28 protein-coding genes, 1 tRNA gene and 2 pseudogenes are annotated in these 26,559 nt (G+C 67.6%); 16 read left to right on the forward strand and 15 right to left on the reverse strand.

Annotated features, from left to right (window positions below; all coding sequences use genetic code 11):
• Positions 1-8: 8 nt before the first annotated feature.
• From eccD to AB0D12_RS02665, 7 genes are read right to left on the reverse strand one after another with little or no spacing between them, the layout of a single operon-like run.
• The gene (eccD, locus tag AB0D12_RS02635) at positions 9-1,373 is read right to left on the reverse strand and encodes a type VII secretion integral membrane protein EccD (protein ID WP_362676285.1); all 1,365 of its coding nucleotides are present in this window, start codon (positions 1,371-1,373) and stop codon (positions 9-11) included.
• A 13-nt stretch (positions 1,374-1,386) separates the two neighbouring features.
• Positions 1,387-1,659 (reverse strand): hypothetical protein, encoded by a 273-nt coding sequence (locus tag AB0D12_RS02640; protein ID WP_362676287.1) that lies wholly within the window; start codon positions 1,657-1,659, stop codon positions 1,387-1,389.
• A gap of 34 nt (positions 1,660-1,693) precedes the next feature.
• On the reverse strand, positions 1,694-2,554 hold the full coding sequence (locus AB0D12_RS02645) for an immunity 49 family protein (RefSeq protein WP_362676288.1): 861 nt from the start codon (positions 2,552-2,554) through the stop codon (positions 1,694-1,696).
• A gap of 12 nt (positions 2,555-2,566) precedes the next feature.
• Complete coding sequence (locus AB0D12_RS02650; protein WP_362676290.1) at positions 2,567-5,098, reverse strand: hypothetical protein; 2,532 nt, start codon at positions 5,096-5,098, stop codon at positions 2,567-2,569.
• 2 nt (positions 5,099-5,100) lie between these two features.
• Positions 5,101-5,496 carry a DUF6507 family protein gene (locus tag AB0D12_RS02655; protein ID WP_362676292.1) on the reverse strand — a complete coding sequence of 132 codons (396 nt, stop codon included), beginning with the start codon at positions 5,494-5,496 and terminating at the stop codon, positions 5,101-5,103.
• A 48-nt stretch (positions 5,497-5,544) separates the two neighbouring features.
• Positions 5,545-5,856, reverse strand: a complete 312-nt coding sequence (locus AB0D12_RS02660) for a pore-forming ESAT-6 family protein (protein ID WP_175299843.1) — start codon at positions 5,854-5,856, stop codon at positions 5,545-5,547.
• 15 nt (positions 5,857-5,871) lie between these two features.
• Positions 5,872-6,204 carry a hypothetical protein gene (locus tag AB0D12_RS02665; RefSeq protein ID WP_362676294.1) on the reverse strand — a complete coding sequence of 111 codons (333 nt, stop codon included), beginning with the start codon at positions 6,202-6,204 and terminating at the stop codon, positions 5,872-5,874.
• 578 nt (positions 6,205-6,782) lie between these two features.
• On the opposite strand from AB0D12_RS02665, the gene AB0D12_RS02670 reads away from it, so the two are divergent.
• From AB0D12_RS02670 to AB0D12_RS02680, 3 genes and pseudogenes are all read left to right on the forward strand, one after another.
• Positions 6,783-6,895 (forward strand) — tRNA-Glu (locus tag AB0D12_RS02670).
• A gap of 584 nt (positions 6,896-7,479) precedes the next feature.
• Positions 7,480-7,788 carry a hypothetical protein gene (locus tag AB0D12_RS02675; protein WP_362676296.1) on the forward strand — a complete coding sequence of 103 codons (309 nt, stop codon included), beginning with the start codon at positions 7,480-7,482 and terminating at the stop codon, positions 7,786-7,788.
• A 486-nt stretch (positions 7,789-8,274) separates the two neighbouring features.
• Positions 8,275-8,408: pseudogene (locus tag AB0D12_RS02680) on the forward strand (IS5/IS1182 family transposase); the annotation flags it as partial.
• A 157-nt stretch (positions 8,409-8,565) separates the two neighbouring features.
• Here the strand turns inward: AB0D12_RS02680 and AB0D12_RS02685 are convergent.
• Positions 8,566-9,024: a TIGR03618 family F420-dependent PPOX class oxidoreductase gene (locus AB0D12_RS02685; RefSeq protein WP_362676298.1), complete on the reverse strand. Its 459-nt coding sequence runs from the start codon at positions 9,022-9,024 to the stop codon at positions 8,566-8,568.
• A gap of 180 nt (positions 9,025-9,204) precedes the next feature.
• On the opposite strand from AB0D12_RS02685, the gene AB0D12_RS02690 reads away from it, so the two are divergent.
• The 3 genes from AB0D12_RS02690 (at position 9,205) to AB0D12_RS02700 (ending at position 9,786) form a co-directional block, all read left to right on the forward strand.
• Positions 9,205-9,381, forward strand: coding sequence for a hypothetical protein (locus AB0D12_RS02690; RefSeq protein ID WP_362676300.1), 177 nt, complete (start codon positions 9,205-9,207; stop codon positions 9,379-9,381).
• A gap of 72 nt (positions 9,382-9,453) precedes the next feature.
• On the forward strand, positions 9,454-9,582 hold the full coding sequence (locus AB0D12_RS02695) for a hypothetical protein (RefSeq protein WP_362676302.1): 129 nt from the start codon (positions 9,454-9,456) through the stop codon (positions 9,580-9,582).
• A gap of 30 nt (positions 9,583-9,612) precedes the next feature.
• The gene (locus AB0D12_RS02700; protein ID WP_362676304.1) at positions 9,613-9,786 is read left to right on the forward strand and encodes a hypothetical protein; all 174 of its coding nucleotides are present in this window, start codon (positions 9,613-9,615) and stop codon (positions 9,784-9,786) included.
• A gap of 100 nt (positions 9,787-9,886) precedes the next feature.
• Here AB0D12_RS02700 and AB0D12_RS02705 read toward each other — a convergent pair whose 3' ends face one another.
• Entirely contained in the window at positions 9,887-10,105 is a 219-nt protein-coding gene (locus AB0D12_RS02705) for a transposase family protein (RefSeq protein WP_362676306.1), read from the reverse strand.
• A gap of 42 nt (positions 10,106-10,147) precedes the next feature.
• Entirely contained in the window at positions 10,148-10,708 is a 561-nt protein-coding gene (locus AB0D12_RS02710; protein ID WP_362676308.1) for a hypothetical protein, read from the reverse strand.
• Between the two features lie 97 nt (positions 10,709-10,805).
• Between AB0D12_RS02710 and AB0D12_RS02715 the strand changes: the two genes are divergently transcribed.
• Together AB0D12_RS02715 and AB0D12_RS02720 are read left to right on the forward strand one after the other, a co-directional pair.
• Positions 10,806-11,318, forward strand: coding sequence for a PadR family transcriptional regulator (locus AB0D12_RS02715; protein ID WP_362676310.1), 513 nt, complete (start codon positions 10,806-10,808; stop codon positions 11,316-11,318).
• A gap of 384 nt (positions 11,319-11,702) precedes the next feature.
• Positions 11,703-12,152 (forward strand): hypothetical protein, encoded by a 450-nt coding sequence (locus AB0D12_RS02720; RefSeq protein ID WP_362676312.1) that lies wholly within the window; start codon positions 11,703-11,705, stop codon positions 12,150-12,152.
• Positions 12,153-12,227: 75 nt separating this feature from the next.
• On the opposite strand, the gene AB0D12_RS02725 is transcribed toward AB0D12_RS02720, so the two are convergent.
• Positions 12,228-12,872: a hypothetical protein gene (locus AB0D12_RS02725; RefSeq protein ID WP_362676389.1), complete on the reverse strand. Its 645-nt coding sequence runs from the start codon at positions 12,870-12,872 to the stop codon at positions 12,228-12,230.
• A 121-nt stretch (positions 12,873-12,993) separates the two neighbouring features.
• A complete protein-coding gene (locus tag AB0D12_RS02730; protein WP_362676314.1) occupies positions 12,994-14,217 on the reverse strand; it encodes an FAD-dependent monooxygenase in 1,224 nt (407 codons plus the stop codon).
• Positions 14,218-14,314: 97 nt separating this feature from the next.
• Here AB0D12_RS02730 and AB0D12_RS02735 point away from each other — a divergent pair, with 97 nt between their 5' ends.
• A complete protein-coding gene (locus tag AB0D12_RS02735) occupies positions 14,315-14,929 on the forward strand; it encodes a PadR family transcriptional regulator (RefSeq protein WP_362676316.1) in 615 nt (204 codons plus the stop codon).
• Between the two features lie 259 nt (positions 14,930-15,188).
• Here the strand turns inward: AB0D12_RS02735 and AB0D12_RS02740 are convergent, their stop codons facing one another.
• On the reverse strand, positions 15,189-15,749 hold the full coding sequence (locus AB0D12_RS02740) for a TetR/AcrR family transcriptional regulator (protein ID WP_362676318.1): 561 nt from the start codon (positions 15,747-15,749) through the stop codon (positions 15,189-15,191).
• Between the two features lie 95 nt (positions 15,750-15,844).
• Between AB0D12_RS02740 and AB0D12_RS02745 the strand changes: the two genes are divergently transcribed.
• Positions 15,845-16,471, forward strand: a complete 627-nt coding sequence (locus tag AB0D12_RS02745; RefSeq protein ID WP_362676320.1) for a DUF2867 domain-containing protein — start codon at positions 15,845-15,847, stop codon at positions 16,469-16,471.
• Between the two features lie 190 nt (positions 16,472-16,661).
• Here AB0D12_RS02745 and AB0D12_RS02750 read toward each other — a convergent pair.
• Positions 16,662-17,896: pseudogene (locus tag AB0D12_RS02750) on the reverse strand (IS1380 family transposase); the annotation flags it as partial.
• 619 nt (positions 17,897-18,515) lie between these two features.
• On the opposite strand from AB0D12_RS02750, the gene AB0D12_RS02755 reads away from it, so the two are divergent.
• The 6 genes from AB0D12_RS02755 (at position 18,516) to AB0D12_RS02780 (ending at position 24,946) form a co-directional block, all read left to right on the forward strand.
• Positions 18,516-18,659, forward strand: coding sequence for a hypothetical protein (locus tag AB0D12_RS02755; protein WP_362676322.1), 144 nt, complete (start codon positions 18,516-18,518; stop codon positions 18,657-18,659).
• Positions 18,660-18,822: 163 nt separating this feature from the next.
• Positions 18,823-19,239 carry a DUF6507 family protein gene (locus AB0D12_RS02760; RefSeq protein WP_362676324.1) on the forward strand — a complete coding sequence of 139 codons (417 nt, stop codon included), beginning with the start codon at positions 18,823-18,825 and terminating at the stop codon, positions 19,237-19,239.
• On the forward strand, positions 19,236-21,935 hold the full coding sequence (locus AB0D12_RS02765; RefSeq protein WP_362676326.1) for a hypothetical protein: 2,700 nt from the start codon (positions 19,236-19,238) through the stop codon (positions 21,933-21,935). The genes AB0D12_RS02760 and AB0D12_RS02765 overlap by 4 nt, the downstream gene beginning before the upstream one ends.
• A gap of 11 nt (positions 21,936-21,946) precedes the next feature.
• Entirely contained in the window at positions 21,947-22,801 is an 855-nt protein-coding gene (locus AB0D12_RS02770; RefSeq protein ID WP_362676328.1) for an immunity 49 family protein, read from the forward strand.
• 158 nt (positions 22,802-22,959) lie between these two features.
• Positions 22,960-23,508, forward strand: coding sequence for a hypothetical protein (locus tag AB0D12_RS02775; RefSeq protein WP_362676330.1), 549 nt, complete (start codon positions 22,960-22,962; stop codon positions 23,506-23,508).
• Between the two features lie 28 nt (positions 23,509-23,536).
• Complete coding sequence (locus AB0D12_RS02780) at positions 23,537-24,946, forward strand: DUF6177 family protein (RefSeq protein WP_362676332.1); 1,410 nt, start codon at positions 23,537-23,539, stop codon at positions 24,944-24,946.
• A gap of 1,324 nt (positions 24,947-26,270) precedes the next feature.
• Here AB0D12_RS02780 and AB0D12_RS02785 read toward each other — a convergent pair.
• The coding region (locus AB0D12_RS02785; RefSeq protein ID WP_362676334.1) for a MerR family transcriptional regulator at positions 26,271-26,559 on the reverse strand (289 nt) is incomplete at its 5' end.

Below are 26,559 nucleotides of genomic sequence, written 5' to 3' on the forward strand. Positions count from 1 at the left end.
CCGAACCCCTACGCGAATGTGCCGAGCAGACGCCCGTACACACCGAAGACCCCAAGCATCAATGGGACCAGAGCGATCACGCCAACCGACTCCAGCGCGTCACCGAACCGCCGTAGCCGCACTCGTACATGCTCGGCCGGCTGAACCGACAGCACCACGAGCGAAATCACCGCCAGCACCGACAGGAGGGCCAGCGGTCCCGCTGCGCTTGAACGCTCCAGCCACACCCAGGACAGCCGCAAGGTCACCAATGCGGCAGCCGCCAGCAAGGCCACGACCTCGGCGACAAGGGGGAACGCCCGCGCCCGCAGAGCCAGTACGACGGCGACGACTACGGCGAGCGGTACGGTCCACGCTGTCGGCACCTGCAGCACCAGGACTCCGGCGGCGGCTGCTGAGACCGCCATGACGACAGTGGCGAGCGTCAGCCCGCGATGGGTCGCTGCGAGCGCGGTGGACACCTCGTAACGGCTCACCGACACCCCGCCCGAGCGGCGGTCGTCGAGTGCGGAAAGTCCCGACGACATCAACGCCAGCCGGGGCAGCACCCCCAGGACCACCACCGACACGACCGCCAGCAGCACGCCCGTACGTACCTGGGCCGCCACCGTCCCGTCGCCCGACTGCAACGCCGCCGCGATCTCCCAGCAGGCCGTGCACCCGGCCACCGCCCCGGCGCCGACCAGCCCGCCCCGCCCCAGCGGCGACACCCAGCCCAGCAGGAGCAACGCCACGACCAGGGCCGCGGCCACACCGACGAGACGCATCCCACCGGACCAGTTGTGTGCATCCGCCAGGGTCCAGGCCCCCAGCACGCCAAGCGCCCCACCCATGACGATGAGCGTGGTGGCCAAGCCGCGTCGGCCCGTCCTTCCGAGCAACACACCCGTGAGCGCCGCCACGATGGCAAAGGCCGGCAGCACACCGCCGACCGCCGAAAGATCGAACTCGGTTCGGGCCAGTGCTCCGGCTGCGAGCACCCATCCGACGGCAGCGAGTCCCGCCACCGTCCGCCGAGCCGCTGGCTTCCAGCACCATGCCCGTACGTCCAGATCGTCTGCGGCCTCGTCGGTGACGTCGTGCACCACCGGCGCCGACGGAGCGTCCTCTACGCGCACCAGGCGTAGTACTGCACCGTCCGCTACACCTGCTGACTCCAGTGTGCTGTCATGAGCGAGCGCCGAACCGTCGGCTGTGACGAGATGCCGCAGCATGGGCCGCGCCGACACCTGATCGTCCAGCAGCCGCATCACTTCGGGCAACAGCAGCCCGACCGGCTCCTGCGAAGGGAGTACGAGATCAACACGCCGCCGCTCGCCGACCAGAGTGACCCGGCTCAACGCCGTACGGCTCAAAGATCCCGCAGATATCACGCGTTCGAACCTATCATCGAGAAGAAGGCGCTACGGAGGGTGGAGAAGACTGCTGCACCGAGGGTCCATACGGACTCTTCCCGATGAGCCGGTGAGAAATGAACGACCAGCCCACACACCCCGCACACAACACAGCCGCAATCACGATCCCAGCGAACGCCTTACCCAGACGTTCATCCACAGAGCGCCGCTGCCGCTGCGCACCGAACAACAGAGCATCCCGCAGCCGCCGACGCCGCACCGACACCGACTCCAGCAACTGACTGTCGTAATCCTGCGCTGCCACGGCTAGCAACCATCCGTTCTGCGCTGTCCGCCCGTCACGTCGGGAACTCGCCCAGCCAGCCGCGCTCGAGAAGTTGCTTGGGCAGGTAGTCGGACTCGACCTCGATGGGGAAACCGGCGTCATAGGCGAGGCAGGCGATGGCGAGGGGGCCGAGAGCGAGGTAGCCCTCGACGCTTCCTGCCCGGTCCTCGTCCGCGGTCCAGTACGCCTTGTGTGCTTCCACGGCTTCGAGCAGGGCCTGATTGAAGGCGTCGTGGTCCTTGAGCAGAAAGCGGTAGAAGAGGTTGATGGGCTGGTAAAGGATGTTCTGGAGGAGATCGCGGGGGGCAATGGTCGCGATCTCCGGGGAGGAGGCATTGATCGTCGTGGTCAACTTCTCGACCAAGCCCGGTGTTTCACGCCAGTACGTCTGGAGGGACTCCACCCAGTGGTAGACGTACTCGTCTCCCTGCGCCCCGGAGGCGCGCAGCAGATCAAGGGGGATTTCGCAGAGCTGCGTCATTCGTGCCTGGTCGCGGCAGACGATGGCGAACCAGAACGCGGTGAGCCAGTTGCCCGCGTTGGCGTAGAACTCGGGACCGGCGGCAGGAATGGTCCGCATTTCGTGGTCAATACGGCATTCCACGGTCCCCTCGCCCGCGCTAGCCGAGATAAAGAGGGCGGAGCCCACCTGCATGGCCGAGACCACGGCCTCCCACGTATCAATGCCGGAGCCGTTCGGGTTGACGGCGAGGCGCGCCTGCACATGCATGAGCGCCTCGTCCATCGCGAGGCCGAAGTTGCGCGGCGACTGTTCCAGGCTCCGGATCGTGTCCGCCAGTCCCTCGCCCAGATCCTGCGCATACTCTTCGTCGTCAGGCCCCGGGCTGCCGTGCCGCGCCACCTTGAAAGTCACCAATATCTCCCGTCACCCAATGTCGAAGCGCCGCATTTTGTAGCCAGCATACGTGCCCGTGTTGGGTTTCCCCTTTACCAGAATATACTCGATTTTTCCCTGCTTCAAGGCAGCACTCAGCTCCTTGTACAGCCTGCGCTCATTCATATTGGTACGCCCTCGTTTTCTCATCTCGCGCAGGATGTCCTCGAAATATTCTCGGGACCCCTGGCGAGCACTGAATCCATTCGGAAGATTTCGCTGACCGAGGTCTGTTTTGACGCTGCTCTTCGCTTCGACTACGACGAAACTGCCGTCTTCTCGCTTCCAGACTTGGTCGAACTGGTCGTTGCCGTTCGCAGGGCCGTCCAGGTCTTCCCATTTGGCACCCCGATAGTGCTCGGGGATCACGTGATGCCTGGCGATGGCTTCGCCATAGGCCTCCGTGTCCTTCGTCATCCTTTCGTGCAGTGGTGCGTGCTCGGCCTTCGCCGCCTTCAAAGCATCAATGTTCGCCTGAGTTTCGTGTGCTTTGAGTGCGTCCTTGGCATCATTGAGCGGGCCGTGGGCCAGATTGTCGGCGGTGACAGAGGTGTGACGCGTCTGAGCCGAGTCGTTGAGCGTGTGGAGGGCGTCAGGACTGCCCACCGTCTTCGGGGTACGTGTCACATCACCCCCGTCGATGTACTTCTCCGGGATCGGCGGCGGGGCGTCATCCTTGGATATCATGCTGCCTGGGTTGTGCGGGTCCCGGATCAGCTGAGGCGGCACGAGACCACTCTCATCCGGGATGTCATTGAACTTCCGGTAGCCGCTGGACCGTCCGGACTTGTAGTACCGCTCGAAGTACCCGGCCTCATTGTTCGCCCGGAAGACCTGGTGCCGCATGATGTCCTGTGGGCTGGCACCGTTCCACCTGCTTGGGCCGTTGTAGTCGCCGTGCGCTCCAGTGCCGCCGCTGCCGCCGTCCGCACGCTGGGCGGGCACATCCTCGCCGCCCCTGGCCGCGTCACTGTGTGCGTCGTGGCCCTGCCGACCAAGACCGTCCAGATCTGCGGTGCTGGGCGAAATGCCGGCCCGGCCGGGAAGCGCACCGGTGCCAGATCCACCGGGCGTGTCTCCCAGGCCTCGGAGGGCGTTACTACCGTCCCGGCCCGGGGGCTCGTGGTTGGTCCGAGGTGGGAGATTCTCGCCTGTGTGCGCGCTGGCTTCGGGGGCGCGGGGGTGCGCGCCGACCGTGGCGAGATCCCGTTGTGCGGGGACTTCCTCCGGTGTGGCGTGTGCACCGGCAGGCGCCTCCTGGTGCGGAGTGGTGGTGTTGATCTTCCCGTTGGCGTCGACGGGAATGAACTCGCCGTCTTTGATGAGGACCTTGGAGCCGTCGCCGAGTTCGATGACGCTGTGCAGGCGCTGCGAGGTCGCCGTGGTGTCGAAGGTGTGGCGGATCCGGGCTGTTACCTCGGAGAGCCTGGGCAGGGAGCCGACGGCCTTGCCGGTGACCTTGAGGCCGGCCGAGAGCGGATCGATCCAGGTGCCGACCTTTGCCGCGGTGCCGGCGGTCTTGGCGAGCGCGCCGCCACTGCCCGCCTTCGCGCCGGCGGCGAGGGCCCCGCTGCCGAGCGTGAGAACGGTGAAGGTGACGGTCGCGGCGGCGCGTGCGGGGTTCTCGTCCCACATGTCCCAGCCGACCAGGGCCTTGCCGAAGTTCCGGGTGGCCTGCTTCTGGCGTTCTACATCCGGGTCTTTCGGCTCCTCGCCGAAGGCCTGGTCCATGAGCCAGTTGTAAGGCGTGGCGGTGTACTGGCCGATGCCGCCGACGACGTCCCCGAGATGGCTCCAGGCGTCACTGGTGTCCTCATCGCCGATGCCAACCAGGGTTCCCAGCCCCTTGATGCCACCCCAGATGTTGTCGACGATGAGCCCGTCCCACACATAGCTCTTGGCCCAGTAGCCGACCTCCCACGCGTGGTGGGACTCGGAGACGGGGTCGCCCCAGGGCAGTTCCTTGGCACTCTTGAGGGTCTCGAGATCGTTGCCGTACATCACCGTCTTGTCGTTGACGGTGTGGCTGCCGTCGTCGAAGACGAACTTCGGGCCGCCGACGATCGCCGAGATCTTACTGGCGGCTCTGTTCTCGGCCTCCTGGAAGGCGGCCCGCGCGGCGCTCACGCCGTCGAGGAGCCCTTGGTGACGGTCGATCTTGTCTTCGTCGTACGTCCACTCGTCGTCACCCTCGACGCTGTCGAGGAACGCGAGGGCGTCGACTTTGAGCTGGGCCAGTTTCTTAGCGAGCGGGCGGGCCTCTATGGAGAACGCGTCCAGCGCATCCGCCACCGTCTCCAGATGCTGGGCGAAGAGCTCGGCCCTGTCCATCACCGGCCGGGTGGTCGCGAACAGTTGCTCGGCCTCGGGCGCCTGGTAGACGCCTCCAAGCGCCTGGAATCGGGAGTGCACGTCCTTGCCGCCGTTGCGGATGCCGATGGCGTCACTGCGCAGCCCGGAGACGTCCTTCTCCAACTGGTCGAGGTTTCCGACGAACTGCGGAATGCCCGACGGTTCGATCATGTTCACCTTTTGCCACCCTGCGAGCCGTCCGGCTTCGGCAGCTTGACTTCCGGCGCGGCAAGGGCGTTGTGCGCGACGGTCGCTGCTATGTCGAGATCCCCAGCGACGTAGTACGCGGTCGCCTCACGCGCGCCGTTCACGGACTTGGCGGCCCGTGCCCCGAGGAACAGCACATCCGTCGCGGTCTTCTCTACGAACAGCGCCAGCGCCGCCCCGATCGGCCCGGTCGGCGCCGTACCGCAGTACATCCCGCTGATCGTCCCGGCCGAGCTCGCCGCGCTCTGTACATGCGTCCCGTACGACTTGACGCTCTTGGCCACGTCGTCCATCGCGTCCCCGACCAGCGAAGTCACCGACTGGACTCCGGACGGAGTGATGTCCCACCCCTGCATACTCATCCCCCTGCTTTCCCCCGAGCACCCGCCACCGCTGCGCTACCGCGTCTCTTAGCCGATGGCGTCGACCGCTGCCTTGGCCCTGGCGAGCGTGGACTGTGCGGTCCCGTCGTTCTGCTCCAGCGTGCTGCGCACCAGCCGGATGATCTCGCGCACTTCGGCCGCCGCCTTGTTCCAGCGGATTTCCTTGCCGTGGTACTCGTCGGAGACCCCGTCGGCGGTGAACTCGGTCATCGCGGCCTTCACCGCACGGTCCCGGTCGGCCAGCACCCGCTCAAGCTGGCCGATGATCCCCTGCAGTCCGCCCTGCACCTCCACCGAGGCACCCGTGTCGTAACTGCGCCGGTCCTGGTTCTGCCCCATCGCGATTCCCCGTCTCTATCGCCCGGAGAACCGGGCCGCGTCGAAGTTGGCCCCGGCCATGCTCTGGTGGGCGTTGGACTCCTGCTCCTGATCACCGGTGCCGAACGCGGTGTCCATCCCGGACTGCCCGCCCAGGATCGAGTTCAGCGAGCCGTTCAGCGCATTCGTGATCTCATCCGCACGCGTCTTGAAGGAGTCGAACGCGGCCTTGCCGGCCCCGTTGAACTTCCCCTCCAGCGGATCGGCGGCCGCGATCAGCAACCGGATCAGCGTGCCCAGGTCAGTGGTGGACCCCACCGTGCTGTTGCCAAGGTCGGACAGTGTCGTACTGCCCATGTCGAACTTCATGCACCCACCCCCGAATAATCGTGTGCGCAGCGGCGCTTGACGCGGTGCTGTGTGCACCTGCACCCCATACGTCCCGTCGCGTAGCCCTCTTGTCTATCGAACAACGGGTTGCAGACGCAACGCGGTTGAGCGCCAAGTGGCGTGATCTTGCCCATGGCGGGGCAACCCAGCGAGATACCGGCGGGCCCGGGATGCCTCAGCTTGGTCGCAGGTTCGAGTCCTGGGCAGGAGCCGCGAAACAGGGGAACAGAAAGTCCGCAGGTCAGTTGGACCCCTGGCCGTTTCGGCCACTGTTTCGCTCAGACCCAGACAAGCTGGAGCGCCGAGGGTTCTGCGCAGATTCGAGTCCTCGGTACGACACACGACCAACTCCACGAGGCGGGCCACACCGCCCTCGGGCAGGTCTGTCTCGAACCTCCCGCCCTCCTTGGTTTCCCACAGCTGCTCGACTGCCGCGATGAATGTCGGGAACGTCCAGGGCCGCACCGTGGCCAGTTCGCCGTCCTCCAGTTGCAGAACTGCCGTAATCCATCGGCCAACGCCAGACCAGTCATGATGTGTTCTTAGTAGGGTCGAGGGCTGGCGCGGTGGCCGCTGCTGCGTTTCCAGTCCCCGACCCTACTAAGGTGCGCAGGCTGCGGCTGCTTCTCCTCTCAAGAGAGCAACGCGGGTTCGAATCCCGCCGCCGGCCCCGGCCGGTGTCGTCCAGTGGCCCAGGACGCTACCGTCGCCGCCGCCGATCTTGATCTCTGAACACCACGACAAAGGCCATCCGCCACGGGGGAACCAGGCGGACGGTTTCATCGCGCCTCGGCCAGGGGCAGCACGGACGGTAGCGTCGCGTCGGGTGCAGGAGTTGTGGGAGACCATGCGGTCGCGGACCGCCGCGCGGAGGACCGGGTCGACCGTGTTGAAGACGGTCCGTGAGGTGCTGGCCGCGAGTTTATGCGTGGTCGTCAGGCTGGCGATCCAGCTCACCGAGCTTGATGGCGCCGAGCGTCCGCTTCTCCCAGACATGATGATGTAGCAACGCCGTTGCCGGGCCGCGGTCTTGGCCGTTGAGAGCCTGTGCGAACGGACACCACCCGACTCGCGGCCCCCGCCGCCCTTTTCCGGCCCTCCGTGAACGGCGGGGGGACACCGAACCGGTGACACAGCGTGGATATGGTTCGCATCGACCAATTGGCTACGCGCCAGTAACAAGACAGTCAATCTGTCACGGGGAAAGAGGATCAGCGCGTCGGTGGACACCGACGCGCACCGGTCAAGGGATGCATGCACCACAATCTCAAATCAAGAATCGCGACGTTCGTCGTCGCACTGGCCATCCTGTTCACCGGCGGCATGGGCTCCGCCGCCCAGGCCACGGCCGCGGAACAGAGCCGCGTGGAGCGGCTGGCGGAGATCGCGCGGAAGGTGGCGCAGTACGCGAACTGCGACCGTCTGCCGCTGCTCGAACGGCCTCGGTGCCTGAAGGAGTTCGCGGGGAAGGCCGTCAAACTTGGTGTCGGCATGGGCCTGTTCCTGTTCATCACGCAGGACGCCATGAAGGACCACGGAGCGAGCTTCAAGGAGTTCGACTGAACGCGTCCCGAATGCACCCCAGTTGGACCGGCTCGAGGGACACGAGAGCGAACGCAACAGCTCAGAAGAACGTATCGAACCCGCGCGCAGCGGATTCGCCTTCCAACGCGCAGAGGCTCCGCCCCTGCACTCGGGGGCGGAGTGGCCCACGGGGCAGCGGGCGCCGAGGGAAGGCAGAATCCGGCTGCCTATGCGAAAACTCACCCAGCCTGTCGATGGAGACGAGCAGGGTCGCCGTCTCCCCGCTCATCCAGCTCATCCGCGCATCGGCAGGGGGACGCCTTCATCCACCCTGCACAGCGGGACAGTCTCACTGCCTTTCATAGATCAACGGCTCCTCTTCTCCGATTTCCCAGAGCTCGTCAACACCCTGCTGGCTTGACTGGGTCATGGAGACTCCGCCGACCTTCGGGCTCCTCGATCGGAGGAATCCCATGGTCACCGGGACAGCTCCAGGAACCGGGTAGCCGAAAGCCACGCCTGGTGGCCGTGATGGCACCTGGAAGCGGATCTTCGAGCAGTTGCAGGCCGAAGCCGATGCGAAGGGCCTGATCACGTGGGACATCAGCGTGGATTCCGCGATCGCGCGGGCGCACCAGCACGCCGCCGGGGCGCGTAAAGGACGACTACAGGGAGCGGCACGCGGTCGAGTGCGGGATCAACCCGCTGAAGCGCCACCGCGCAGTTGCGACGAGGTAGGACAAGCTCGCCGTCCGCTACCACGCGACCGTGCTGGTTGCAGCCATCAACGAGTGGCTATGACCAGCACGGTCGTACCTAGCCATTGATATCCAAGGCCGTCCCGTAGAGCCGCTCCACCCTCAACCGAATGACGATTCTGCGCTCGGCAACCAGCTGCTTGAGGAACGCGTCTTCGTCCTCCGGCTTCGCGGCCGTCGGGATCATCGCGAGCAGTTCCCGCCCGACTGCGTCGCCGGGAACCGTCGTGATCTCGGAAGCCTCCGCCGCACCCTCGGCGACGGCGAACGACCAAACGTCGCCACCCTGCACATGCAGCGCCGCGCGCGGGTTGCGCTGCAGGTGCTTGACCTTGATGCGGTCGGCCGTGGTGGACAGCCGCACGATGCGGGCCTCGGGGTCCCAGTTGTAGAGCATGGTGGTCAGGTGCGGATGCCCACTTTGCTTGACAGTGGCGAGGGTCCCGAACTGCTGCCTGGCGAGTAGGGCGGAGAGGGCTTCGTTGGACAGGGAGCGAGGCGCTGGTCCTTGAGTCATGCTGTGATCAACTCCCGTGACCTCCCCCGCATTCCACGCCCTCTTGTGCCCTACCATCCACTTTCGCAACACGCTTTAGGTGCCCCGGCCCGCACCGCCGCCGACGCCCCGGTGTGGCTGAGGCTGCTGTGTCCGCACCGGCGGACAAGGCGTCGGGGAAGCTGTGGGACGGCGCCATGGATGCACAGCACGCCTTCGGCGACCTCGACGGGCAACCGGCCCGCACTGCTGGGCATGTACGAGACCGTTGACGACGCCACCGCCTACCGGGCGGAGTTGTCGGCTCGCGTCGATCAGCCGGTTCTCTCCGACGACCCGATCTTGCGCCAGGACCAGGACCCCCTCGGCTCCTGGTAGGAGGAGCTCGCCGGGACGCTGGAGAAGCTGTCGGCCACTGGCACCGACCGCGCCGCAGAACGCGAGCAGTACATGATCCGGGCCATCCCCGAGTTTGTCGGGATCCCGGACCCTGCGGTGGCCTGCTGGACCACCGTCCACGGTGACCTGCACTGGGCGAACCTCACCGCACCCCTGCGGATCCTGGGCTGGGAGGGATGAGGCCTGGCCCCGCGGGGCTTCGACGCCGCGATGCTCTACGCCTACTCACTGCTGCAGCCGTCCACGGCCGCCCGCGTCCGCACCGTCTTCCCCATCCTGGGCAGCCCGGCCGGCCTCGCCGCCGAAGCGACCGTGTGCGCCATGCTCCTGCAGACTGTGGCGCGCGGGGACAACCTCGTCCTCGAAAGCCCGCTGAGGCAATGAGCCCGTTTCACCCTGAAGTTGCTGGTCGCGGGGCTGGTGTGAGGGCTCTTCCTGGTGCTCGCGCTGGTCGTGGTCGGCTGTCCGGGCTGTAGATCATCTGTCAGCGGGCGATCTCAGGGTTCGTGAGGATGAGGAGGGCCCGCAGGAGGGTGGTGGCGTGCCGGGCGTGGAGGCGGAGTTTGGTCAGGATGCGCCAGTTCTTCAGGTGAGCGAAGGCGTGCTCGCAGGCGGCGCGTTCGGCGGCGATCATTTTGTTGATCTGCTTCTTCGCCGTGGTGAGGGGCTTGGTGCGGGCGGCCTTGAAGCCGGTGATGATCACTGGGTTGTCGGGGTCGTCGTCCAGGCCGGTGAAGGGCGATCATCAGACCGTCTGCGCGGCGGCCTTGGCCTGGACGTGGGCGACGTAGCGGACGGTGAAGAGCATCGGGACGACGAAGCCGGCGATCTGGACGATCGTCGCGGCGGTGGAGTGCGCGTGTCCTCCGTGCTCCAGCACGGCGAGTACAACGGCGGTCAGGACGAACGCGGCGGTCCAGACGGCGGTGATGACGACGTTGACGCGGATGAACGCCGTGAGCCCCCACACCTCGCGCGGAGTGGTCCGCTTGGCGATGCCCAGGGTGAACGGCCTGCCAATGGCCAGGGAGACTCCGGCGATGACGGCGAGGGTGCCCGCCGAGAGGGCCGCGGAGTAGTTGTGCACGTCCGAGTCGTGGTGGGCGAAGGCGATGACGGCCAAAACGGCGAAGAAGACCGCGGAGCCGGCTTCGATGATGAGGGCATCGAAGGCGACGCCGGAACGCACCTGCTCCGCGATGACCGCCACGGCGATCACCAGCGCGGCCAGTGCTGCCCACTGCCAGTCTCCCGAAGGAGTCACGGCGAAGACGATCCACGGCAGGAAGGTGCGCAGGTAGGACATGATCTCCCCAATTCGTTATCCCTGTTTTGACATGTCGAAGATAGAAGGTTCAGGAGTGACATGTCAATAGTGGAATGTGACGGGTACGGTGAGGGACATGAGCCTCAGACACGCACTTCTCGGCCTGCTCTCGGAGCACTCCGCCAGCGGATACGACCTGCTGAAGCTCTTCGACACCTCGCTGGCCAACGACTGGCCGGCCACGCAGAGCCAGATCTACACGGAACTGACGAAGCTGGCCGCTGCCGGGCTGATCACCGTGGCGGCGGAAGGGCCCCGTGGACGCAAGGAGTACGCCCTCACGGACGAGGGGCTGGCCGAACTGCGGCACTGGATGACGGAGACCAGACCTCAGCGAGTCCTGCGCAGCGACATCTTGCTGCGAGTCTTCTTCCTCGGCGTGCTCACACCGGAGCAGGCGCGCTCCTACCTGGACGAACTCGCCGGCATGTCCGAGCGGGAGCACGACGACCTGCAGCAGCTCATGGAGTCCATCGAGTGGGGTGACGACAATCTCGCGGTGTACGGCCGCATCACCCTGGAGTACGGCCTGCGCTTCAACACGATGCGCCGCGAATGGGCGGAATGGGCTGCGGCGCAGATCAAGTGACGGCTGCCGGACCCGGCTCGATCCTCTCCGGATGCGATCCGCCCTTCTCCTCCACCGGCCACGGCAGGCTCCGGGCCGTGGCACACGGCCCGGAGCCTGCCGACGTGGAACCCATGACTCCCTGCTCCACGCCCCGACTTCGGGCCAGCTGAGTCTTTGGGGTTGGCGAGGGCGTCGGTGAGCGTTTCCCACTGAGCCCATTTCAGCCTGAAGTTGCTGGTCGTGGGGCTGGCGTGAGTGAGGTTACCTGTGCTCGCGCAGGTGGTGGGCGGTTGCCGAGCGTGATGATCGTCTGACAGTCGGCGGGATGGATTTCCGTGCTTCGGCTGCCGGAGTGTGCGGCGGATTCATACGCTCTGCCCGGATCTTCTAGGAGGGGCGGCCGTGGATGACGTGCTGGAGCGGATCACCGCACGGCGGGCGGAACTCGATGCGGCGGTAGGACGGCTGGCCAAGGAGCTGGAGGCGGTCCGGGCAGAACCGGAGGAACTCGCTTGCGCGGAGCGGGTGCTCATCCGGCTGAACGCGCAGGCCGCGGCGGGGGCCGACGAGACTTCCGGGCCGACTGCCGGGCAGGTCGCGGACCGGGCAGTGCTGCTGGTGCCGCACCGGGACAAAGGCATGGACGAGAAGGCTCTGCCGGAGGAGTACTGGAGGGTCTTCGACGTCGTCCGCTCGGCCGACGATCCGGCCATGGCCCAGGACGTGTGCCGGCTGCTCGGGATCAGTGCCGAGCCGCGGTTCCGTGAGGCAATGCGGAGCCGGCTGAACCGACCGGGCGGTTCATCACCGTGCTGTGAGCACGGGATACGAAACCCGGCATTCCTGCCGTAACTGGAGTGCCCCCGGCGGGAATTGGGGTTGTATGCGAAAGAACCTGAACTCCGCCGAGGGTACCGAGGCCCCTGTCTACCAAGTCCGCCTGCCGCTGTCCACGGCCACCATTTCCACCGTCACCCGGCTGATCCGCGCCCACCTCAAGAAGATCGGGTCGCGGTGGCGCAAGCTGTCCGCCGGCCGGATCGCGGTCATCGTCCTGGCCGTCCTCCGCCACGACCAGCGGCTTAGCGGCATGGCCGGCGGCAACAACATCTCCGCCAGCACGATGCGCCGCTGGGTGCTGGAGGCGACCGGTCTGCTGGCCACCCGCGCCGAACGCCTCGACCGGGCCCTGAAGAGAATCATGCGAAAGGGGGGTATGTCGTCCTGCTCGACGGCACCCTGGTCCGCACCCACCGCCGCACCGGGCCGGACACCCCGCGCAACTACAGCGGGAAACACAAATCCCACGGCCTGCTGTTCCTCGGCATCACCGACACCCGCGGCCGGCTGGTCTGGATCTCCGCCGCCCGCCCCGGGCGGTCCTCCGAGATCACCACCGCCCGCCACAACGCAATCACCCGCGAGGACCGGACCATCGGCACACAGCACCGCGTCGGTGAGCTCGAAGAGCGCATCCGCCCGGCTGTAGAGGCAGTCGTAGAACTGGACACGAAAGTGGGACAGGATGCCCAGCGCGGCGTCAGCAGACTGTTCAGGGGCGAGACTCTTCACCAGCGGCCGTTACTTCACGCGACGTTGCTGGACACTTCGGAGCGTGAAGAACGGCCTTCCTGTTGCCTCAGGAACAAACCAAGATCAGCAGGTCGGGTGACCGCGAGGTTAAAGATCAAGCTCAGACGCGGGCGGTCCCCGGGCGGGCGGCAGGGGCGACCGGAGTTTCCCAGTCGATCCGGTGTTCGAACATCCAGGCCATCTTCTCCGGCTTGACCAGCTTGGCGACCACGCGCATCAGCATGCCGTTGATGACGCGGCCGACCGGGCCGGCGGCCTTGTTGCTGTTCTTGTGGGTGGTCGCGGCGATGATCTTCTCGACGCGCGGGCGGCGCAGCTCTTCGTACGCGGCGAACGCCTCGTCGTAGGGCAGGTCGCGTAGGCACCGGGCCAGCTGGATGGCGCTCTCGATGGACAACGAGGCTCCCTGCCCTGAGCTGGAGGAGGGCGCGTGCGCCGAGTCGCCGACCAGGACCAGCCGGCCCCGGCTCCAGGCGGCCAACTTCGGCATGTTCTCCATCGGGCCGACGATCAGCAGGTCGGCCGGATCAGTCGCCCCGATCAGCTCCCGTGCCGGCGTACGGTCGTGCGCGAACTTCTCCCGGAGGAGCGGCAGCCACTCGGCGGCCGTCGTCAGCCGGGCCTCGGCTGCCGTCATCGGCTCGCGGTGCGGCAGGTTCACGAACCATACGGCGGAGGACTCGTCGAAGACCTGATAGCCGAAGAAGGCGCACTTGCCGAAACTCATGTTCATCTTGCCCCGGGTGGAAGGCACGCCAGGGTCGCGCACCCTGGCGCCGAAGCTGATCAGACCGGCGTAGTCGGGGCCGGGCGCGGCCGGGTCGATCAGCATGCGAACGGTGGAGCGGATGCCGTCCGCCCCGATCAGGATGTCGGCGCGCGCCTGCGTTCCGTCGTCGAAGTGCGCGATCACAGCGTCCGCGGTCTCCTCCGCACCGACCAGCCGCTTACCGTGCTCGGTGCGGATTCCACGACGGGCCGCCTCGTCGTGCAGCGCCCGGTAGAGGTCGGCCCGCCAGATGAACTGCATCGGCGGCACCCCCGGCGGATTGCCGAACTCGCCGAGCCGCTTGCCGGCCCAGTCCTGCATGACGATGCTCGTCACCGGAAGGCCCTGAGGCCGCACCAGGTCGCCGACACCAATCACGTCCAGGGCGTCCAAGCCATTGGGAGCGATGCTCATCCCGCCGCCAACCCCGTCGGCCGTGGGGCGGTGGGCCTCGTAGACGGTGGCCTCGATCCCGGCCTTCTCCAGGGCCATGGCTGCGATCGGGCCGGCGATGCCGCCGCCGATGACAAGGGCGGTACGGGTCTGCGCGGTCATGATTCCTGCCTTCGTCAGAGTGAGCGGATCCGGGAGCCAATAGTTGCAGTGAAACTAGTTACAGGTCAACTAGTTCGTTCGTGGTTAGAATCGTGGCATGAGCACCCACCGCAGCTCCCCGCTGGCCCTGACAGTCCTTGCTCTGCTCCACTACAAGCCGCTGCATCCGTACGGTCTGCAGCGGCTGATCAAGGAGTGGGGCAAAGACCTGGTCGTCAACGTGAGTCAGCGCGCGAGCCTGTACCGGACGATCGACCGACTGCAGGAGGCGGGCCTGGTCGGCATCCGGGAGACCGAGCGGGACCAGGCCTACCCCGAGCGGACCGTCTACGAGATCACCGACGCCGGACGCGAGGTCGCCCGCGAGTGGCTGATCGACATGCTCGCCGTACCGAGGCAGGAGTTCCCGCAGTTCCCCGCGGCACTGTCCCACCTGCTCATGCTCACCCCGGACGAGATCCCCGCCATCCTTGAGGAGCGGCTCCGCGCCACGACCGAAAAGCTGGACGGGCTGGAGGCGACACTGGGCGGCGAGGCCGCAGCGGGTCTGGCCCGGGTCGGCCTCCTTGAGATCGAATACCTGCGCGCCGTGACCGAAGCAGAGGCCCGCTGGCTCTGCGCGGTGATCGAAGACCTACGCTCAGGCCGCCTGTCCTGGTCACCGGAAGACCTGTCAGCAGGCGAGGTCGCGCCACCAACGCCCGCTTACTGAGTGCTCCGCCGCGGCCATGGCCGAGCGCCGGTCTCCGACCCCCGTCAGGCCCATTGCCCTGCAGGAGTTCGAGGTCGAAGGCCGAACTCCGGCAGGCTGACGTGCAGTCGGTGCCGCGCGGACCATAACCGGGTCCGCTCGGCCGGGGGATCGGGGCTTGAAGGGCAGGGCGGCACTGCCGCGCACCTCACCCTTCTCGAGCACAAGTTTGAAGGCCTGGTGTGGGTGAGCCACGTGCGGGTGACGATGGCGGGGGCGGCTACTCCAGCAGCCGTTGCCTGATCATCTCCATCACTTCCGCGCGGCTGCGCTTGCCGTTGTCGGCCGCATTGAAGTGGTTGCCGATGCGCACCGAGACGGCGAGCAGGCAGCGGACCTCGACCTCGTCCTCGTCGGGACAGAAGGAGGAGAACAGGGAACGCAGGTAGTCCATACGGCGGTTGTCGACGCGGCGCAGGCGCTCGGCGACGGCCGCGTCCCGGCGGGCCCAGTCGCGGATCGCTATATCGGCGGTGGTGCCCCGCACCGGCCCGTCGGTGGTGGCGGCGACGATGGCGAACAGCCGCTCCAGTCTGGCCCTGGCATCTCCCCCACCGCTTTCAACCTGCTCGATCACGCACTCGGTGACCTCGTACTCCCAGGTGTCGAGCATTTCGGCGAGCAGCGCGCCCCGGTTGCGGAAGTACCCGTAGAAGCCACCCTTGCTGACACCGAGTGCCTGCGCCAGCACCTCGATCCGGACGGCTTCGGGGCCGCCTGTGACCAGTGCCCGCAAGCCTTCCTCGATCCACTTGCCGCGTGGCGTGCGGGTCGCGCCCATGATGTGTGGCTCCTCACGTCCCTGCCGAGTATACGGGGTCGTATAGATGGGTCTACGCTCGATGTGTACGCCACCGTATAGACAGGGGCCTGCTCATGCGACTTCCCCGAACCGCCCACACCGACCGCCCCTGGCGAATCCACGAAATCGCCGACGGCTTCACGGTCGAGGACGTGTGGGCACTGCCCACCCCCGGCGGACCCGACGACCTTGTGTGGCTGGTGCGCCAGTTCGCCGAAGGGATGAAGGGCGGGGTGACGGGAGAAGGTCCCGTCGGCCGCGCGCTCTTCGCCATCCGCTGGAAGCTCGGAGCACTGCTCGGCTGGGACAAGTCCAGTGGCGGCGTCGGCACCCGGCTGCCTTCCCTGCGCGACCGGTTGCCTGCGGACCTTCGCGAGGGTCCCCAGGGGCCCGACCTTGGTTCGTCCTCGTTCACCTCCCTCTATCAGAGGGACGACGAGTGGGCCGCCGAGATGGGCAACAAGACCGTGCACGCGGTGATGCACATCGGCTGGGTCCCGGACGGGTCCGGCGGCTACCGCGGCCAGATGGCCGTCCTGGTGAAGCCGAACGGGCTGTTCGGCACCCTCTACATGGTCGCCATCAAGCCCTTCCGGTACATCGGGGTGTACCCGGCGCTGATGCGCTCCATCGGCCGGGAGTGGCAGGCGAACGCCGCCGGACGGAGCGTGCGCCGACCGGGTCCCAGAACCCAACGCTGATCACAACACAGGACACTCCCTAGCCTCGATCTTTCATGACGGTCCGTCGGTTTGTCCGGCGGGCCGTTTCGGTTTGTCGGGCTGGTGGTGGGCAGGCCGGTAGCCCGGCTGTCGCGTCGGGTGGGCGCCGGGTTCCACGGCTCCGAAAGTGGCGGGGCTGGTCGTTGGGGTATGGCGTTGTTGCTCGTGAGCCGGGGTTCGGCAGGGCTTGCAGTCGCTCGAACGCGGTGGTGATCACGTCGGTCCACGGCCAGTGGCGGGCGAGGCGGAGGTAGCGACGGCGGCCGGTGGTGGCGAGCCGGGCGGCGGCGGAGAACAGTCGCAGCCGGCGCAGGCGTCTGGGTTCCCACCGCCGTGCGTCGCCGGGCAGGGCGAGCATCGGCATCCAGGCCGGCAGGTCGAGCGCGAACTGGACGATCTCCAGCCAGACCCGGTTCTGGGCGGCGTCGTGGAGGGGGAGGTTGCGCAGGCCGGTAGCCCTGGCAGCGCTGATCCGGTCCTCGGCCCGGGCCCGCTGGCGGTACCGCAGCTCCAGCCGGGCGATTGGGGTGCCGGTGGTGTCGGTGGCGAAGCAGGTCAGCCGCATCCCGTTGGCATCGGTGAACCGCAACTGCGCACCCGGGTGGGGACGTTCCTTGCGCACGATCAGCCGCATCCCCCTCGGCCATCCCTTCAGGACGTCGCCGACGAGTTCGGCGACCCAGGCGCCGTCGCGGATCTGGCCGTCGGGCTCGACCGCCGGGGTCCAGGCCGCGGCCGGCACCAGCAGTACGGCCTGGTGGGCGGAGTCGGTGATGGTCATTCCCACCGAGTAGGACAGCCAGCGGCCGCGCACGGTGAGCCAGTTGACGAACTCGTGGGTGCCGCCGCCGGAGTCCGTGCGGATGAGGGTCCGCCGTCCGCGCTGGTACTTCTTCGGCAGCTGGGCCAGCGCGAGGCGGGCAGTGGTGACGTGGTCGGCGGCGGTGTTGCTGCCCGCGTTCCCCGGCCGCAGCAGGCCCGCCACCGGCTCCCCGGACCCCGCTGCCCCGTGGTCGACGAACGCCATGAGCGAGTGATGTCCGTAGGTCTTCTTCCAGGTCGCGGCGGCGGCTTCCTTTTCGGAGTGCGCGAGGACGAGCACCCCGTCGATGTCCACGACCACCTGCCCGTCCGCGTCCGGTGCCGCCTGTCCGGCCAGCTGCCACCGCGATCGCGGACATCAGCGCGGGCTCGCCGGGATGGCCGCGAGGGCGCGGGGACCGGCTGTGGCCAGCGTGTCGATGAGGCGGGAGACGGTCGGGCCGGAGGCGACCGGCCCGAACACCGCCGGTTCGGCCGCAGCGTCGCTACATCGGCGAGGCAGCCACCGCCCAGGGCCACGGCCAGCGCGACATCCAGCAGGATCTTGCCGGGATCGTGCACTGCCCGGGGCTTGCACCGCCACCCGAGACCCGGACACGCGGGTACGACCCGCTACGCTCGTTCACCTGGAGGGTGCCTCCGACAGTGGCAGGAAGGACCTCGACAATCCTCATTTTTGCTGGTCAGAGGCACTTTCTGCTTTCCTGACCACCCGTCGGACATCCCGCTTCATGAAAGCGCGAGGCCAGGGCGACGGCGAGCGGGAGGGCCCGATCGCCCGGGTGCAAGAGGCGGTCCACTCCCTGTGGCACAGACCTCCCGCCCGTTGAGGCGCAGAAGGGTAAGACGGGTCCGGAATGGCCTGGGTCGGTCCGCACGCCCCGTTGGCAGGTCGTCCCAAGCAGTTGGGCATGGCCACACCTGCGCGCAACGGAGTGACTTACCGATGAAAAGGGCCCCGACCTCATCGCGCGAGGGTGGAGCCGCACTGCCTCTTCACAGGTCAGCCGCCTCGCGTAACCCGGACGTCGCGGCGGGTCTCAAGCCTCATCGAGCCGCGAGGCGGCAACCTGACGAGTGCACCGCGGCGGCCCGGCAGCGTTCGGCTTTGGCCCACAGCCTCACCATGTTCCCAACCTGCCCCCCGCCTTCGCCTCGACAGCACGCTCCCCCGCGCTCGTACGCCCAGCCGGAGGAGCAGATGACCACACACGTCGGCACCGAGGAGGAGCAGGGCCCCGACCTTCTCGACTCCTGCGTATGGGAACTGACGGACCCTCTGCTCGGGGAGGGTTCCGGACATGCGGCCGCACCGGCCGATCGCCGGCTCATGGGGCGAAGGTAGGGGGCCACACAGCCCGCAGCTCCCCAATGAGACAGGCCGGTGGGCGTTTTGGCTGGAAGCGCGTCACTATTGCAATCGACTCGCTGATAAAGATGAAGATCTCATTGTCAGTGACGTAGGCAATGCTGGACACGGTCGACGGGACGTATCGACCAGGGGATGCATGGGGGTTGGTGTGACGGGGTGGGACATCACGCCCGCGGGGGTGCAGTCAGTGATCTCTCAGGTGAGAGAGGCCGCCGCTGGGTTGAACGCCGGGATCAAGCTGTACGGGGGAGGTGTTCAGGGGGCGATGGGGTCGGCGGGCACGCTGACGTTCGGTGGCGAGAGCGCCGGAGGCGGCGGACCGGCGGCCGGGCTGGTGGCGGTTGCGCTGGGGCAGTTCGCCGAAGGGACTGAGACAGACGTGGCGTTCCTTCCCCTGCGCGCAAGCAATTCGGCGAACGGCGCTATCGAGGCGACCAATGCGTACATCGCCGGGAATCTGGAGCAGGCGTGGAACGCGCAGCGGCAGGCGATGCTGGCGCCTGACGTGACGGCGTTTCTGGAGGCAGCCCGCAGCAGGGCGGGCGAGAGGTGATCAGCCCGGAGAAGATACCCGTCTTCAGCGGAGACCTGGTCGAGCTGGGGCGGGAGATCATCGCGCTGCGGCAGGCGGCGAAGGCGATTCGAGAGCACGGCGGCGACGTCCACACGCGCTTCCAGCACCTGGGCGCCTCGTACAAGGCTCCCGAGGCAGGGCAGTTGTTCGCCACGACTCAAGCCGTGCAGGACACCTCCGGTACCTTCGCCGACCGTTTGGAGACGGTGGCCGGGGCGCTCGAGACGTACGCGGTCGAGGTCGTCGAGATCATCAAGCAGCTGGACATGCTGCGCTGGCAGGCCACGGTGTTCGAGGAGTCGGTCAAGGACCACGACGGCCCGCTTGAGAACTGGCGGAAGGACGAGGACAAGGTCGCCGAGCACGAGGCGATCTGGGACGGGGTGAACGCGGCGATCGCTGCGTTCCAGCAGGCCGAGGTGACCTGTGCTGACAAGATCACCGCGCTGGTGGACGGCACTCGGTGGCACATCAACGACGGCAGCCCCAAGCAGGAGAACCCGTACGGTTTCAGCGCCGAGCAGCTGGCCCAGGCCGATTCTCTGCCGTGGGGCAGCCCGGAGCATGACGAGGTACTGCCGTTCGGGATCGACTACCACCTGGAGCAGCTGGGGATCAGTGTGTGGGACAACGCTTCCGGCTCGGTCGAGGGGCTGATCGATCTCTTCAGTCCCGGCGAGGAGGGAGGCGCCGCCCGCGAGGGACTGCTCCGAGTGGTTGTCGGCGCTGAGGGCTACCTCCTCGACCCGCACGGCGACCGGAAGGACCTCTCGCCGTTCATGAAGAAGTTCATGGGCGACAGCAAGCCGTATGCCAAGGAGTTCGGCAAGTCGTTCGTCGGGTGGGACGACTGGTCCACCAACCCGGGCAAGGCGATGGGCACGGTCATCTTCAACGGCCTCACTTTGGGCGCCGGGCCGTTGGGCGCAGTTTCGAAGGCTGGCTCGGCGGCCGGCAAGGCGGGTGCGGCTGCCCGCGTGGCTGGCGTCCTGGCCAAGGTCGGCGAGGTCCTGGACCCGATCGGCGCGGCGGCCAAGACGGTCGGTGTCGCCGCTCGCGTCCTGCCCCGGGTCGCCGACCTCACCGCGGGGGTCCGCGCCGCAACCGACGTCACCGCGGCCGCGGACGCCACGCACAGCTTCATCGAGTTCCCCGACGGCTCCCAGCTCCGCGTGGAGGACGGCCACTTCATACCCGGCAGCAAGGGCGTCCCCGACACCACCTCGGCCCCCCACGAACCGGCAGCCACCGACCGGACACCCTGGGGCGCGGACAACCCCCACGTGCCGAACCCGGTCCGCGAACCGGCTCTGGTCGGCGCAGGCGCGGCCCATGCCGGAGACCACGCGGGCGGTGCCATCCGCGTCGGCGGCAGCATCGGCGACGACTTGGGCGATGTAGGCCGGGCGGCGGACAACGCGCCGGGCGCCAATGCGGCCAACAAGGTGCCCGGCGGCGCCGCGGACAACACGTCGGGCGGAGGCCTGGGCGACAACATGCTCACGGGCCGCGCGGGCGACAACCTCCCGACGAACAACCTGGACAACGGCGTCGGCGGCGCGGGTCGGGCCGGCGATAACACCCCCACGAGCGGCGCGGGCCGCACGGACACCCCGTCCACGGGCGGCCGCGACATGCCGGGCGGCTCGACGGCCGACAACGGCATCCCGAGCTCCGGCCACCCGGAGACTCCGGGCACGGGTGGCGACGCCCACCACGAGCCCCCGGCCTCGGCCACTCCCGACGAGGCGACCCGCGCGGCCCACCGCGCGGAGTACGAGGCTTCCCGCGAGGTTCCGCCCAAGGAGCGGACCTCTGCGGAACGGGCGGCCACCACCCGAGAGCATGTATGGCTGGCCAACAACGACCCCCTCTGGCGCGCGGAGCACTACGACAAGTGGGGGCCGGGCAAGCGCAACAGTGCCGACGAACTGGTCGACGGCCAGCTCCTGCCGAAGCTGATCGAGCAGCCGGACGGCAGCTGGATAGCCGCATCCTCGATCCCGTACGCGGACCCGGGCGGGTTCCACCTCACCCCCCTGGAGAGGGGCCCGGAGACGGTTGCCCCCGATGACCTCACGCACCTGGACGAGGTTGCGGCCAAGCGGATGGCAGGCATGGACCTGACCAAGCGGGAAAAGGCCTTCGACGAGAATCCGAGCTTCGACAACGCGTACGAGCTGGCCCACGCACAGGAGCACTACGACCTGACGGTTGGCGAGGGTGTCTCGAACAACACTAAGCTCGGTGAGGCCCTCGGTGAGGAGGCCGCACGTCGGCACATGCTCCTGCAGAAGGAGTTCGAAGGGGCCCACGAGATCGCCGACCTGCCGGAGACGGCCAACGGTTCGAAGAGGTTCGACCAGCTCTGGCGTGACAAGGACGGCAACCTCATCATCGTCGAGGCCAAGAGCCCCAACGGGGTGCTGGAGTGGCGCCAGAGCAACGGTCATCCCGGCGGCAAGGTCATGGTGAAGCAGGGGAGCCTCGAATACGTCCGCACCATCGTGGCCGATATGAAGGACCGCGTCTTCGAATCACCGGGCGAGGCCAACTACATCAAGGAGATCGAGGACGCCATCAAGGCCAAGACCTTGCGCTACGTCCTCGTCCAGGCCACCGAGAACACCGGTACGTATGCTGGTTCCGTCCTCAAGCACTTCAAACTCTTCTAAGGAGAAATGCGTTGGTCGCGATCATCCCCCGCCACCCCGTTCCCACGGGTAACGCGGAAGCGGGCCTCGCCGTTCTACAGGAGAGTGCGGAAGGGTGGATTGACGGTCTGGAGGGCGACTCCACCGGTCTGGGCGAAGCCCTGGACACCACGCTCATGCTGGCCAAGGCGCACTGCCTGATGGACCCGAGGGGATCGATCTTCCCCACGTGGGATGCCTGGGTGATCGCGATGCAGGTCGGCTCCGCCGCGTTCGCCGCCGCGACCACGACCGAGGCCCACGTCCAGTGCCGCATTGCGCACAAGGACCGCACGCTCGAAGCCACCGGTCCGCAGCAGTACGTGACCCCGGGCACCTGGCTCACCGCCTTCTACCTGGCCGTGGTGTGCCGGGAGCGGGACCGGATCACGGCCCTGTGCCGGGTGCCGCTGTCCCTACTGCGCGAGAACGGTGCGCACTTCGACGAGTTCGAGTACGCCTGGATCGACACCCTCCAGACCTACTGGCTCGGCGGCCCCGACCTTGGCCGGAAGCTGGTGGCCGCGGTCGACGGCACCGACCCGGCAGCCGTGAGCACCGACCAGGAGGCAGTGGCCAAGGTGCTGTACCCGCCGATGGAGATGTTCCACCGGATCATCCGCGACGACCACGCGGGCTTCAACCGTGCCCTCGCCGCCGCCCTCCAGTGGCACAAGGAGTACTGGAGCGAGGAAGGCCGGGGCAGCCGCGTCTCGGGCCTGGTCGCGCTTGCTCCCCTCGCCGTGGCCTGCTTCGCACGCGAGGCGGGCATTCCGATCGAGGTCGAGTCCGAGTACCTGCCCGCCACCCTCCTGGGCGGCAACTGGTGCGGCGAATTCTCCACGTAAGCAGGCAGTTCATCATCGGCGGCCATGATCTCCTGGGCGGCGACACGGTCGACAACACAATCCCCGGCGCCGGTGGCCACGCGGACGCTCACGACACAGCCCGTTTCAGACAGTGCTGCAGTGCTTGAGCATTTCAAGTCCCCAGCTGAGGAGAGCTGATGGCAACGCGCATTCCGCGCCATGACTTCCGTACGGACAACGCGACGGAGGTCATGGAGCCGGTCGTCGCGGCCGCCCAGGAGGCCATCGAGGGGATCGAGGCGTCCGAGGACGACCGCTATGACGCGCTGACGTCTACGCGACGAGAACGGGAATCTGCTGTGACGGTGAGGGTGGCTCGGCACGGCGGGCCGGGGTCTAACGATCAGGCGTATGCGCAGTCCCTGGGCATGGGACTCTTGAGGACGATCTCGTTCTTGGAGGAAGCGCCCGAGATGTTCGATGGAGCACTGGACACGACAATGCTCCACGTCCAGGCGCGGCTGGCGGTGAATCCCGATGCGTCCGACCTCCGGACGTGGGAGGCCGTTGTGACGGCGATGCAGGTGGGCTCGGCGATGTACGCCGTGGCAAGCCGGACCGAGGGCATCGGGATTGTGCAGCACTACACGGGTGCGGGAACTGGCTCAACGAGTTCGAAACCTGATCTCCTGGCCATGCTTACTCGCCTAGACAGTTGGCCGAAGCCGCCCCGCCCCCGCCTCTGATCGCCGCCCGCCACGCCAAAGGAATTGTGTGACACAGGACGTCATCGCCCTGACTTCGGAGATGCCGGATGCCCGCAGTGTGCTTGCCGGGCTGTACGCCAGTGGGCCTGGTCTGCGGGTGAGCAGCAGCGCCGAGGGGGCTGTCGTCCATCTGCATGCGCAGGACGGACGGCACGTCGTGACGGTCGAGGTTCCGCTGTTCGTGCAAGTGCCGGGCGAGGTGCGCCGGTTGCTCGGCGACGCGGCGGTGGCGCCCGAGGCGCCTGTGTGGTGGACCGAGGTGCGGGCGACCACGGCGGTCGCGGAGGCCGGACGGCTGGCCGGCTCGGTGGCCGGGCGGCTGACTACGTTGTTGAGCGGGTCCACTTGGCCGGCCGACGCCGCGCACACCAGCGTGGTAGCTATCCCTTCCGCGGAGGGGGACAGCACCGGCATCGAACCGTTCGGCGTCGACGTGCTCACCCACCAAGCCGCCGTGATCATGCAGGACCGACCCGTAGTCGCCGCGACCACCTGGCTCACCGACCTGATACAGACCACCATCCCGTCGGGACGCGAACTGCAGATCGTCACCCCGCCCCGCACCCGGCTGACCTTTCCCGTCCGCACTCTGCTGACCAACGTCCCGGCCCGCTGGGTCGTCCACGACCCCGACTGCGGCTACTACGACGGTCTCACCGGCGACGTACTCCACTGGCAAGAAGGCTGCTTCACGCCGGTCACCGGAACAGAGGGCGGCATCCCGATCGCCGACGCCTTCCGCCCCCGGCCCGCCGCTCCAGACGAACAGCAACTCCACCTCTCCATCCGGACCACCCACCCCGCCGTCGGCGACCTCGTCCTCGGCGGCGCTCTGGAAGCCGCCTGGCAGACCCTCACCGGCACCCCACCCGCCGGCTGGTCCACCGCCGAACCCGTCAATCTGCCCTGGTCCCCGAGACAGCTCACCGAACTGGCCCGCACCCGAGCCCGGCGATCCGCCCCCACCTGGCTGGTCGCCGTCGGCGCCCCCGACAGGCCGACGATCGCCACCTGCCGCATCATCCGCACCCCGGCCGGTGTCGAGGAGTACATCACCCTCGCAGTCGGCCGTACCCCGGACCAGCCCCCGCCCCTCGACGCTCTTCCTGAGTTGGCCGAGACCCTCGCCACCGGGTACGGCCTCACCTCGATGCTGACCCATCTGCGCCCCGCTCGCGCCGACCTCACCACCCCGCCCCACCACGAGCCACCACCAGTGCCGGTCTCCTTCACCCTCGGCCCCGACGCTGTACGCACCATCGGCCGCACCCGCGCCGAATCTGCCCCGCACCTGCTCCCCACGCGTCTCGGCCCCGCGACACGACCAGCCCTCCACTACACCCTCGGCAACGGCACCAGCCCCACCGCCTGGCACCACCTCCAGCACCTCAACAAGCATCTGAAGAGCCGCCAGTGAACCTCGGCACGGGGCAACCGACGAAGGCCGTGCCGGTGACCGGCACGGCCTTTGTCAGCCGACAGCCCTCGGTAGCCTCGTGCCGCTCCGGGCAAGCGGTGCGTTCCAGCGCCATCTCCAGCACCCAGGGCTATTTTCAGTTCGGGCCGTTACGTGACGCTTCAGCACGCCCATTGCGGTCGCGATGCCCAACCCGGCACACCCCGGTGCCCGTCCCTTCGATGTGATCGTGGTCGGCGGCGGCAGCTTCGGAGCGGTGGTGGCCGCGCACCTGTTCAACCGGGACGCCGCCCGCCCCGGCACGGAGGCGAGTTCGTCTTCGGCCAGCCCGACACCTGGGGTACCCCGGACACCGAGACCGTCACAGACACGCGCCTCTATGGGACCGCGACCGCCCGCTCCTGGGACCGGCTCCATCCCAGGCAAGGGAGCCCGCTCCTGCTCACGGCGATCTTGGACGGCCAGCGATTCCTCGCGTCCACACAGCGTCCACACATCAAGGCAGCTGGAAGCCGAGGGGCTTCCGAATCAGCGGGGCCCGCGCCTTTGCCGCAGGTCACAGGCCTCACGAGTCACTACAGCCCCCTGGCACCAACCCCGAGCAGCGGATTTTCTCCGTTGAGGCAAAGTTCTCGACCCTGACCAGCAAGGGATCGTTTCCGCAGGTCAGAGCCGTTCATGGTGGGGCGGGTGGGACTCGAACCCACGGCCGACGGATTATGAGTCCTTTCATGATCGTCCGCGATCTTCCCGATCCTGCCTCGATCTTCCCGTTTTCACAGGTCAGACGGCTACACGCCATCGGCCCGGTCCGTGGGCTTCCCGGTCCTTCCTGATTCTTCTGTCCACTGCGTGTCCACTACGGGTCCACTCGCGCCCTTCCTCGAACCCCATGGGGACTTGCCGAGGACATCAATGCAGGCTGCGGCCCAGAGGACCGAGGGTTCCGAAGAGGCGAGCAGCGGAGTGCCCTACCGGTGAAAAGGGCTCCGCCCTCTTCACCCGAGGGTGGAGCCTGATGACCACTTCGCAGGTCAGCGCGCGCGATGCGGCCTAGCGACCGCTACTGACCCCCACCACCCGATGTCGACATCCATGCGGACAGGCCGGCCGCCGGGCAGGTTTACCGCTGGTCGGCGGGGGCTTCCTGGCCGGTCAGGGCGCTCAGCGTCATGCCGGCGATCCCATTTATGAGAGTGGCTCTCCGTGCGTCGCTCTCGGCCCCAGGGCCGTGGAAGACGAAGTTGCCCGGAACGCTTTGCGTCCCGGGCAGCATGCGTGGGCGGCCGCGAAGCTCCTGGGGGAGTTGCAGGTCTGAGCCGTCTCAGGCTGCGGCCGTTGGGTTCGCTGATTCGTCGGCGCGGCGGTATTGGGCGTTGATGCGCTGGGCTTCTTCGAGCTGGTCTTCGAGGATGACGATGCGGCAGGCGGCCTCGATGGGGGTGCCCTGGTCGACGAGCTCGCGGGCGCGGGCGGCGATGCGCAGTTGGTAGCGGGAGTAGCGGCGGTGGCCGCCCTCGGAGCGCAGTGGGGTGATGAGGCGGGCTTCGCCGATGGCGCGGAGGAAGCCCTGGGTGGTGCCGAGCATCTCGGCGGCCCGGCCCATGGTGTAG

The organism is Streptomyces sp. NPDC048479, assembly GCF_040651435.1.
GTDB lineage: Bacteria > Actinomycetota > Actinomycetes > Streptomycetales > Streptomycetaceae > Streptomyces.

Excerpts from the sequence above, each read along its gene's own strand:
- AB0D12_RS02650 (WP_362676290.1), bottom strand. The coding sequence starts at position 5,098 with ATGATCGAACCGTCGGGCATTCCGCAGTTCGTCGGAAACCTCGACCAG.
- AB0D12_RS02655 (WP_362676292.1), bottom strand. The coding sequence starts at position 5,496 with ATGAGTATGCAGGGGTGGGACATCACTCCGTCCGGAGTCCAGTCGGTG.
- AB0D12_RS02660 (WP_175299843.1), bottom strand. The coding sequence starts at position 5,856 with ATGGGGCAGAACCAGGACCGGCGCAGTTACGACACGGGTGCCTCGGTG.
- AB0D12_RS02665 (WP_362676294.1), bottom strand. The coding sequence starts at position 6,204 with ATGAAGTTCGACATGGGCAGTACGACACTGTCCGACCTTGGCAACAGC.
- AB0D12_RS02675 (WP_362676296.1), top strand. The coding sequence starts at position 7,480 with ATGCACCACAATCTCAAATCAAGAATCGCGACGTTCGTCGTCGCACTG.
- AB0D12_RS02685 (WP_362676298.1), bottom strand. The coding sequence starts at position 9,024 with ATGACTCAAGGACCAGCGCCTCGCTCCCTGTCCAACGAAGCCCTCTCC.
- AB0D12_RS02690 (WP_362676300.1), top strand. The coding sequence starts at position 9,205 with ATGCACAGCACGCCTTCGGCGACCTCGACGGGCAACCGGCCCGCACTG.
- AB0D12_RS02695 (WP_362676302.1), top strand. The coding sequence starts at position 9,454 with ATGATCCGGGCCATCCCCGAGTTTGTCGGGATCCCGGACCCTGCGGTG.
- AB0D12_RS02700 (WP_362676304.1), top strand. The coding sequence starts at position 9,613 with ATGCTCTACGCCTACTCACTGCTGCAGCCGTCCACGGCCGCCCGCGTC.
- AB0D12_RS02710 (WP_362676308.1), bottom strand. The coding sequence starts at position 10,708 with ATGTCCTACCTGCGCACCTTCCTGCCGTGGATCGTCTTCGCCGTGACT.
- AB0D12_RS02715 (WP_362676310.1), top strand. The coding sequence starts at position 10,806 with ATGAGCCTCAGACACGCACTTCTCGGCCTGCTCTCGGAGCACTCCGCC.
- AB0D12_RS02730 (WP_362676314.1), bottom strand. The coding sequence starts at position 14,217 with ATGACCGCGCAGACCCGTACCGCCCTTGTCATCGGCGGCGGCATCGCC.
- AB0D12_RS02735 (WP_362676316.1), top strand. The coding sequence starts at position 14,315 with ATGAGCACCCACCGCAGCTCCCCGCTGGCCCTGACAGTCCTTGCTCTG.
- AB0D12_RS02740 (WP_362676318.1), bottom strand. The coding sequence starts at position 15,749 with ATGGGCGCGACCCGCACGCCACGCGGCAAGTGGATCGAGGAAGGCTTG.
- AB0D12_RS02745 (WP_362676320.1), top strand. The coding sequence starts at position 15,845 with ATGCGACTTCCCCGAACCGCCCACACCGACCGCCCCTGGCGAATCCAC.
- AB0D12_RS02755 (WP_362676322.1), top strand. The coding sequence starts at position 18,516 with ATGACCACACACGTCGGCACCGAGGAGGAGCAGGGCCCCGACCTTCTC.
- AB0D12_RS02760 (WP_362676324.1), top strand. The coding sequence starts at position 18,823 with ATGGGGGTTGGTGTGACGGGGTGGGACATCACGCCCGCGGGGGTGCAG.
- AB0D12_RS02775 (WP_362676330.1), top strand. The coding sequence starts at position 22,960 with ATGGCAACGCGCATTCCGCGCCATGACTTCCGTACGGACAACGCGACG.